The sequence below is a fragment of the Streptomyces prasinopilosus genome (assembly GCF_001419695.1).
Taxonomy (GTDB): Bacteria; Actinomycetota; Actinomycetes; order Streptomycetales; family Streptomycetaceae; genus Streptomyces; species Streptomyces prasinopilosus.
This window is the reverse complement of the sequence record NZ_LIRG01000318.1, coordinates 1-8,365: the sequence shown is the minus strand read 5'-3', so window position 1 is coordinate 8,365 and position 8,365 is coordinate 1. Positions and strand designations below refer to the sequence as shown.

Annotated in this window: 10 protein-coding genes; 7 read left to right on the top strand and 3 right to left on the bottom strand. The window is 73.9% G+C overall.

Going from position 1 to position 8,365, the window contains the following annotated elements; all coding sequences use genetic code 11:
• Positions 1 to 186: 186 nt before the first annotated feature.
• The 3 genes from AOK18_RS14335 (at position 187) to AOK18_RS14325 (ending at position 3,457) form a co-directional block, all read left to right on the top strand.
• Positions 187 to 1,035: a GNAT family N-acetyltransferase gene (locus AOK18_RS14335; RefSeq protein ID WP_055573339.1), complete on the top strand. Its 849-nt coding sequence runs from the start codon at positions 187 to 189 to the stop codon at positions 1,033 to 1,035.
• 38 nt (positions 1,036 to 1,073) lie between these two features.
• Entirely contained in the window at positions 1,074 to 1,667 is a 594-nt protein-coding gene (locus AOK18_RS14330; protein ID WP_055694607.1) for a GNAT family N-acetyltransferase, read from the top strand.
• An 89-nt stretch (positions 1,668 to 1,756) separates the two neighbouring features.
• Complete coding sequence (locus tag AOK18_RS14325; protein WP_055573337.1) at positions 1,757 to 3,457, top strand: proline--tRNA ligase; 1,701 nt, start codon at positions 1,757 to 1,759, stop codon at positions 3,455 to 3,457.
• A 65-nt stretch (positions 3,458 to 3,522) separates the two neighbouring features.
• On the opposite strand, the gene AOK18_RS14320 is transcribed toward AOK18_RS14325, so the two are convergent.
• The 3 genes from AOK18_RS14320 to AOK18_RS14310 form a co-directional block, all read right to left on the bottom strand.
• A complete protein-coding gene (locus AOK18_RS14320; protein ID WP_055694606.1) occupies positions 3,523 to 4,434 on the bottom strand; it encodes an aminoglycoside phosphotransferase family protein in 912 nt (303 codons plus the stop codon).
• A gap of 91 nt (positions 4,435 to 4,525) precedes the next feature.
• A complete protein-coding gene (locus AOK18_RS14315) occupies positions 4,526 to 4,993 on the bottom strand; it encodes a ferritin-like domain-containing protein (protein ID WP_055573335.1) in 468 nt (155 codons plus the stop codon).
• A gap of 3 nt (positions 4,994 to 4,996) precedes the next feature.
• Positions 4,997 to 5,536, bottom strand: a complete 540-nt coding sequence (locus AOK18_RS14310; RefSeq protein ID WP_074995581.1) for a hypothetical protein — start codon at positions 5,534 to 5,536, stop codon at positions 4,997 to 4,999.
• Between the two features lie 375 nt (positions 5,537 to 5,911).
• Here AOK18_RS14310 and rimP point away from each other — a divergent pair, with 375 nt between their 5' ends.
• From rimP to AOK18_RS14295, 4 genes are all read left to right on the top strand, one after another.
• Positions 5,912 to 6,466 (top strand): ribosome maturation factor RimP, encoded by a 555-nt coding sequence (rimP, locus tag AOK18_RS14305; RefSeq protein WP_055694605.1) that lies wholly within the window; start codon positions 5,912 to 5,914, stop codon positions 6,464 to 6,466.
• A 2-nt stretch (positions 6,467 to 6,468) separates the two neighbouring features.
• Entirely contained in the window at positions 6,469 to 7,455 is a 987-nt protein-coding gene (nusA, locus tag AOK18_RS14300; protein WP_055573333.1) for a transcription termination factor NusA, read from the top strand.
• Positions 7,456 to 7,551: 96 nt separating this feature from the next.
• Positions 7,552 to 7,851, top strand: coding sequence for a YlxR family protein (locus AOK18_RS30860; RefSeq protein ID WP_074995583.1), 300 nt, complete (start codon positions 7,552 to 7,554; stop codon positions 7,849 to 7,851).
• A gap of 151 nt (positions 7,852 to 8,002) precedes the next feature.
• A partial coding sequence (locus AOK18_RS14295; RefSeq protein WP_206281544.1) for a translation initiation factor IF-2 N-terminal domain-containing protein occupies positions 8,003 to 8,365 on the top strand: 363 nt, incomplete at its 3' end.

Genomic DNA, 8,365 nt, shown 5'->3' with positions numbered 1-8,365 from the left:
CTCGGTCGCCGGCTGACGAAGCCCGCCGGACCCGCCGGACCCGTCCGTCCCCCCGGCCGGCCGCCCGGCCCGTCCTGCCCGGAGCGACTCCGGGCAGGACCGTTTCTCCCCCACGGATCGGCAGCGCACAAATCCGGCGGGTACAGTGCGGAAACCAGCAGACCCGAGTGTGTGAGGCCCCCGCACGTGTTGACGCAGACCACTTCCCGGGTCCTCGAACCGAGTGACCTGGACGCCGCCCTCGCCGTCCTCGACCGCGAGCCGGTGACGAACGCCTTCGTGGCCTCCCGGGTGCAGGTCGCGGGCCTGGACCCGTGGCGGCTCGGCGGCGAGATGTGGGGCTGGTACGAGGACGGCATGCTCACGTCCCTGTGCTACGCGGGCGCCAACCTGGTCCCCATCTGCGCCACCCCCCGGGCCGTCCGCGCCTTCGCCGACCGCGCCCGCCGGGCCGGCCGGCGCTGCTCCTCCGTCGTCGGCCCCGCCACCCCCACCGCCGCACTGTGGCGGCTGCTCGAACCCCAGTGGGGCCCCGCCCGCGAGGTCCGCGCCCACCAGCCCCTGATGGCCGCCGACCGCCTGCCCGAGGACATCACCCCGGACCCCTACGTCCGCCGCGTCCGCAAGGACGAGATGGAAAAGATCATGCCGGCCTGCGTGGCGATGTTCACCGAGGAGGTCGGGATATCCCCGCTGGCCGGCGACGGCGGCCTGCTCTACCAGGCCCGGGTCGCCGAACTCGTCGGCGCCGGACGGGCCTTCGCCCGTTTCGACGCCGAGGGCAAGGTCGTCTTCAAGGCCGAGATCGGCGCCGCCACCGACCGCGCCTGCCAGATCCAGGGCGTGTGGGTGGCACCCGAACACCGCGGCAGGGGCCTCGCCGCCCCCGGCATGGCGGCCGTGCTCCGCTACGCCCTCGCGGACATCGCCCCCGTGACGAGCCTCTACGTCAACGACTTCAACACCCCCGCACGCCGGACCTACCGGCGCGTGGGATTCCGGGAGGTCGGCGAGTTCATGAGCATCCTGTTCTGACCCCGCGGTCTCCCACCGCCCCCTGTAGTCTCCCCGGCATGCTGCGCTTTCCCGGTCACGGGCCCCTCCGCCCCGACGACGTCGTGATCGGCCCCCTCGACCTCGCCGCCCACGTCGACGAGGCCCTGGAGGTCCAGGCGAAGGCGTTCGGCCTCGGCCCCGACGAGGTGGCCGTGCGCCGGCAGATCGTGCTGCGCCACATGACCCTGCCGGGAGCCAGGGCCTTCGGTGCCACCGTCGGCGGCCGCCTCGTCGGCTTCGTCTACGGCATGCCCAACGACCGCGCCCACTGGTGGTCCACGGTCGTCGAACCCCACCTGCGGGCCCGGGGCCGGGACGACTGGCTCGACGGCTCCTTCGTCATCACCGAACTCCACGTCCACCCGCGCTACCAGAAGCACGGCATCGGCCGCTCCCTGATCACCACGATCACCGACGGCGCCGACGAACCCCGCTCGATCCTCTCCGCCATCGACGTCGAGAGCCCCGCCCGCGGCCTGTACCGCTCCCTCGGCTACGAGGACCTCGCCCGCCGCGTCCACTTCCCCAGCGCCCCCAAGCCGTACGCCGTGATGGGCGCCCCCCTGCCGCTCCGCCGCGCACCGGACCGCGGGGACCGGAAGGACCGGTAGGACCACCGGGGCCACAACCGATTTCCACCGCCCCGTCCCGTCCCGCTAACCTCCAGGCATCACCCAGACGCAGCAGGAGTACGAGAACCATGGCGAACGCACCGGTCCAGCGCATGTCCCAGTTGATGGCGAAAACGCTGCGCGACGACCCGGCGGACGCCGAGGTCCTCAGCCACAAGCTGCTCGTCCGCGCGGGCTACGTGCGCCGCACCGCCGCCGGCATCTGGAGCTGGCTGCCCCTCGGCAAGAAGGTCCTCGCCAACGTCGAACGCGTCGTGCGCGAGGAGATGGACGCCATCGGCGCCCAGGAGGTCCTGCTCCCCGCCATCCTGCCGCGTGAGCCCTACGAGGCGACCGGCCGCTGGGAGGAGTACGGCCCCGAGCTGTTCCGCCTTCAGGACCGCAAGGGCGGCGACTACCTCCTCGGCCCCACCCACGAGGAGATCTTCACCCTCCTGGTGAAGGACCAGGCGTCCTCCTACAAGGACCTGCCGGTGATCCTCTACCAGATCCAGAGCAAGTACCGCGACGAGGCCCGCCCCCGCGCGGGCATCCTGCGCGGCCGCGAGTTCCTGATGAAGGACTCCTACTCCTTCGACCTCGACGACGAGGGCCTGAACGGGTCCTACGCCCTGCACCGCCAGGCGTACCAGCGGATCTTCGAGCGCCTCGGCCTCGACCACCGCATCTGCGCCGCCACCGCCGGCGCGATGGGCGGCTCCAAGTCGGAGGAGTTCCTCGCCCCCGCCGAGGCCGGGGAGGACACCTTCGCGGACTGCCCGAACTGCGACTTCGCCGCGAACACCGAGGCGGTCTCCTACGGGCTCAAGCCCGTCGACGGCTCCGCCGTCCCGGCCGCCGAGGACATCCCGACGCCCGACACCCCCACCATCGAGACCCTCGCCGCCTCGCTCGGCGTCCCCGCCTCGGCCACCCTGAAGAACCTGCTGGTCAAGGTCGACGGCGAGATCGTCGCCGTGGGCGTCCCCGGCGACCGGGAGGTCGACCTCGACAAGGTCGAGGCGCACTTCGCCCCGGCCGCCGTCGAACTGGTCACCGCCGAGGACTTCGTGGGCCGCCCCGACCTGGTGCGCGGCTACGTCGGCCCGCAGGGCCTGGAGAAGGTCCGCTACATCGCCGACCCGCGCGTGGCCCCGGGCACGGCCTGGATCACCGGGGCCAACCAGGAGGGCACCCACGCCAAGAACGTGGTCGCGGGCCGCGACTTCGAGGTCGACGCGTACGTGGACGTCGTGGTGGTCGAGGAGGGCGACCCCTGCCCCGTGTGCGGCACCGGCCTCCGGCTCGACCGCGCCATCGAGATCGGCCACATCTTCCAGCTGGGCCGCAAGTACGCCGACGCCCTCAAGCTCGACGTCCTCGGACAGCAGGGCAAGCCCGTCCGCGTCACCATGGGCTCCTACGGCATCGGCGTCTCCCGCGCGGTGGCGGCCCTGGCCGAGCAGACCGCCGACGACAAGGGCCTGTGCTGGCCCAAGGAGGTCGCCCCGGCCGACGTCCACGTGGTCGCCGCGGGCAAGGCCCTGCAGACCGAGCTCGCCCTCGACGTCTCCGCCCGGCTCTCCGCCGCCGGGGTCCGCGTCCTGGTGGACGACCGCGCGGGCGTCTCGCCGGGGGTGAAGTTCACCGACTCCGAGCTGATCGGCGTCCCGCAGATCCTGGTCGCCGGCCGCCGCTCCGCGGAGGGCGTCGTCGAGCTGAAGGACCGCCGCACCGGTGAACGCGAGGAACTCACCGTGGACGAGGCCATCGCCCGCCTCACGGCCTGAGCCCACCACCACCGAAAGCCCGCGCGGAACCGTCCCGCGCGGGCTTTCGGCGCCCTCGCGCGGTGTCAGAGCCAGCCGGCGAACTCCAGGAGGAGTTCCGCGTCCCGGTCCCGGCCGACGCGCCGGGCGCGCACACCGGACTCCACCGCGCGGAACAGCGTCCAGCCGCGCAGACGCTCCCGGTCGACCTCCAGGGAATCCGCCAGACGCTTCACCCGACGGCGGGTCGTCGCCGCGCCGGAGGGCTGGGCGACGAGGTCCTCCACGCGGTCGCGGACCAGCCGGGCCAGGTCGAAGGCGTGCTCACCCACGACCGGGTCCGGACCCACCGCCAGCCACGGCATCCGCTCGGCGGAGAGCACCTTGCTCTGCCGGAACGTGCCGTGCAGCAGCCGGTGCTCGGGCGGTGCGGCCAGCAGCTCCTCGCGCGCCGCCAGCGCCGCGGACACCAGGGGCGCCGTCTCGGGGGAGTCCGCGGCACCCGCCCGCATCGCCTCGGCCTGCCGGCCGGTCCGCTCGGCCACCGTCTCGAAGGCGTGGGCGGCGTCCCCGGCGGGTGGCTCGACCCACAGCCGCCGCAGCGTCGCGGCGGCCTCCAGCAGGGCCTTCGCCTCCGGCAACGACCGCACCGAGACGTCCGGGTGCAGCCGCTCCAGCAGCAGCGCCCCGTCCGGGGAGGAGGGCTCCAGCAACCGGACCGCGCCCAGCCCGTTCCAGTGGGCCAGTGCGGCCCGCTCGCTCTGGGGCCGGGCCCGCGCGGGGGCCAGCTTCAGCACGGCGGGCACGCCGTCGGCCGTCCGCACCAGCACCACCAGGCTGCTGCGGCCCCCGGGCACCTGCACGCGTTCCACGCTCAGCCCGCGCAGCGCGACGGCCCCGCGCACCGCCCCGGGCAGCCCTTCCAGCCAGTCCACGCCGCTGTCGGGAGCCGTTTCACCCAGCGCCCTCACCAGACGCTGCGGCGGTTCGAAGACCATGCGCGAGCCCGTTCCCTTCCTGCCCTTCGTGCCGTACGCGGCACCTGCCGTCCCCTCACGCCGCCCCGGCACGCCCTCGCGTGCGGTCCCCTCACACCGCCGGCACCGACGGAGTCCCCGAGGGCGGTCCGGCCCGTTCGGCGAGCCCGGGGAAGGCTACGCTCTCCCCGCTCCAGCGCGCCGCCCGCACCGCGGCCTCCCGCAGCGCCTCGGCCGCCGCACGGCGCCGTTCGCCCCCGCTCGCGCGCACCAGGTCCGAGTACACCGCGGCGACCCGGTTCTCCAGCACCGCCGCGAGCCGCACGGCCGCGGCCGGGTCCGGTACCCCGAACGGCAGCGCGTACCCCGCGGCCGCGGCCACGGGGTCGGCGCCCATGTCCCGCACCTCGCGCACCAGCGCGTCCCGGCGGGCGCGGTGCGCGTCGTAGGCGGAACGCGCCTCCGTCCGCCGTCCGCCGGCGATCCGCCCGCCGACGACCCCGTACCCGTACACCGCCGCGTGCTCCGCCGCCAGGGCCGCCTGAAGCGCCCGCAGCTCCCGGTCCTGCGCCTCGCTCATCCGTCAGCCCTCCGTCAGCAGGAACGCGTGCGCCGCGCCGGCCGCCGCCACCGACGCCAGCAGCCCGGCCAGTTCGGCCGGTGCGTCGAGCAGTGCCTCCAGGCGCCGGGCGGCGATCTCCCGCTCGGCGGCGGCGAGCCCGGAGAGGGCGTCCTCCTCCTTCGCCGGCACCGGTGCCGGGGCGGACGGCCCCGCCCCGGTGGGGGCCGGCGACCCCGGCGACGCCGACGCCGGCCCCGCCGCGGTCCCGAGGTCCTCGAAGGCCCTCGCGTGCCGCACGGCGTTCTCGCGCAACGGACCCAGCCGCCGCGCGAGCCCGGCGTGCGCCGCGATCACGGCGTCGTACCGCCGGGCCAGCTCCCGGCTGTCACGCGCCGCACGCGCACGTGCCCGCTCGGACGCCGGGGAGGGGGAGCCGGCCGAGGGACCGGGGTCCCGGGGCCCGGCGGAACAGCCCGCCGCGAGCAGGGCCGCCGGGGCGACGGCGAGCAGACTCCTTCTGCGCGGCCCCGTACGGGCGCGCGGAGCAGGGGGGAACGGCACGGCAGACGTCCTCGGGGCTCGTACGGAACGTGGCGACGGATGGAGGGCCCCGGGCCCCGCCGCCGCACTCCCGTCCGCCGGGCGGCGCCACGCGCGCACTCCCGCCGCACCGGACCCCGGCCCGGGCGCACCCGGGGTTCAGGGCCGGTGCGGCGGGAACACGCACCTGGCGCCGCCCGGCCCGCCCTTCGGACGGGCGGGGGAGGTGCGGCGGCGGGGCCTGGGCCCGTGATCACGGTACCCGTGGATCTCCCCGGCGGCGCTCAGCGGCACCCCCCGTGACGGGTGGACGGCATCACCCCTCGCGACCGGATACCCTTTGACCAGACACGCGCACCGTCCCACAACAGCACACGCGGCCGAGGAGTCACCCGGATGAGCAGCACCCAGAGCGAGAGGCTTCGAGAACTTCTGGAACCGCTCGTCAGCTCGCAGGGCCTCGATCTCGAGGAGATCGCCGTGGACACGGTCGGCCGCAAGCGGGTGCTGCGCGTCGTGGTCGACTCGGACACCGGCGCGGATCTGGACCGCATCGCCGATGTGAGCCGCGCGCTCTCGGCGAAGCTCGACGAGACCGACGCGATGGGCGACGGCGAGTACACGCTCGAAGTCGGGACCCCGGGTGCCGAACGCCCCCTCACCGAACACCGCCACTACGTGCGCGCCACGGGCCGCCTGGTGGGCTTCCGGCTGACGGCGGGCGACGAACTGGCCGCCCGGATCCTGCGGGTCGACGACGAGGGCCTCGACCTCGAGGTGCCCGGCGTCAAGGGCCGCAAGCCCACCGCGCGCCGGCTGGCCTTCGACGACATCGACAGGGCGCGCGTCCAGGTCGAGTTCAACCGCAAGGACGACAGGTCCGCCGTGCGGGACGCGACCGGAACCGACGACACGAACGACACGAACGACGAGACGGAAGAGGAGGCGTAGCCGTGGACATCGACATGAGCGCCCTGCGGGGTCTGGTGCGGGAGAAGGAGATCTCCTTCGACCTGCTGGTCGAGGCCATCGAGTCGGCCCTCCTCATCGCCTACCACCGCACCGAGGGAAGCCGCCGCCACGCGCGCGTGAAGCTCGACCGGGAGACCGGGCATGTGACGGTGTGGGCGAAGGAGGACCCCGAGGACCTCGACGAGGGCCAGGAGGCCCGCGAGTTCGACGACACCCCGTCCGACTTCGGCCGCATCGCCGCCACCACGGCCAAGCAGGTCATCCTGCAGCGCCTGCGCGACGCCGAGGACGACGCGACGCTCGGCGAGTACGCCGGCCGTGAGGGCGACATCGTCACCGGCGTGGTCCAGCAGGGCCGCGACCCGAAGAACGTCCTGGTCGACATCGGCAAGCTGGAGGCCATCCTGCCGGTGCAGGAGCAGGTGCCCGGCGAGACCTACTCGCACGGCCTGCGGCTGCGCAGTTACGTCGTCCGGGTGGCGAAGGGCGTGCGCGGTCCGTCCGTCACCCTGTCGCGCACCCACCCCAATCTGGTGAAGAAGCTCTTCGCCCTGGAGGTGCCGGAGATCGCCGACGGCTCGGTGGAGATCTCCGCCATCGCCCGCGAGGCCGGCCACCGCACGAAGATCGCCGTCCGCTCCACCCGGTCCGGTCTGAACGCCAAGGGCGCCTGCATCGGCCCCATGGGCGGCCGCGTCCGCAACGTGATGGGCGAGCTGAACGGCGAGAAGATCGACATCGTCGACTGGTCGGACGACCCGGCCGAGATGGTGGCCAACGCGCTCTCCCCGGCCCGCGTCACCAAGGTCGAGGTCGTGGACCTGGCGGCCCGGTCGGCCCGGGTGACCGTGCCGGACTACCAGCTGTCCCTGGCGATCGGCAAGGAGGGGCAGAACGCCCGTCTGGCCGCCCGCCTGACCGGCTGGCGGATCGACATCCGGCCGGACACGGAACAGCCGGGGGAATAGATCCAAGCCGCCGCGCGCTGAGATCACGACAGTCTTGCGCGCGACACCTGTTCGATACATGCCCCAAAGGGGTGAGGTCGCTCCGGGGAGGTAGACTTGGGAGCGTCTGGCCGGACACCTACCCGCGCGCGCCCAGAGCGCACCTGCGTGGGCTGCCGGGAGCGAGCGGTCAAGAACGAGCTGCTGCGGATCGTGACGATCGAGGACGCGTGCGTCCCCGATCCACGCGGTACGCTGCCCGGCCGGGGTGCGTATGTGCACCCCGCCCCGGTCTGTCTCGACCAGGCGGTGCGCCGAAGGGCGTTTCCGCGGGCGCTCCGCGTCCCGGGACCGCTCGACGTAAAGGCGTTGCGCCACTACGTCGAGCAGGCACAGGGTTGCGACAGCAATCCGTAGGAAGACATGCCGCGCGGAACCCCCCGCCGCGGTCTGGTACCTCGCGAGTCGAAAGCAGGTCGAGATTGCGATGAGCACTCGATGAGTACGCGATGAGTACGCCCATGAACTAGCGACGGTCCGGACGCAACCCGGACCTCAAAGGAGCGAAGTGGCTAAGGTCCGGGTCTACGAACTCGCCAAGGAGTTCGGTGTCGAGAGCAAGGTCGTCATGGCCAAGCTCCAAGAGCTCGGTGAATTCGTCCGTTCGGCGTCTTCGACGATCGAAGCGCCCGTAGTACGCAAGCTGACCGACGCGTTCCAGCAGGGCGGGGGCAACGGCAAGTCCGGTGCCAAGCCCGGCGCGCCCAGGAAGGCCGCGCCCAGGCCCGCGCCGTCCCCGGCGCAGGCACGTCCGGCAGCACCGCGGCCGCCGGCCGCACCCAAGCCCCCCGCGGCGCAGCAGCCCGCGGCCCCGTCGGCGCCCGCTCCGGCGGCCCCCGGTCCGCGTCCGACGCCGGGCCCGCGCCCCGCG

Coding starts and splice junctions, on each gene's coding strand:
- AOK18_RS14330 (WP_055694607.1), top strand. CDS start 1,074: ATGCTGCGCTTTCCCGGTCACGGGCCCCTCCGCCCCGACGACGTCGTG.
- AOK18_RS14325 (WP_055573337.1), top strand. CDS start 1,757: ATGGCGAACGCACCGGTCCAGCGCATGTCCCAGTTGATGGCGAAAACG.
- AOK18_RS14320 (WP_055694606.1), bottom strand. CDS start 4,434: ATGGTCTTCGAACCGCCGCAGCGTCTGGTGAGGGCGCTGGGTGAAACG.
- AOK18_RS14315 (WP_055573335.1), bottom strand. CDS start 4,993: ATGAGCGAGGCGCAGGACCGGGAGCTGCGGGCGCTTCAGGCGGCCCTG.
- rimP (WP_055694605.1), top strand. CDS start 5,912: ATGAGCAGCACCCAGAGCGAGAGGCTTCGAGAACTTCTGGAACCGCTC.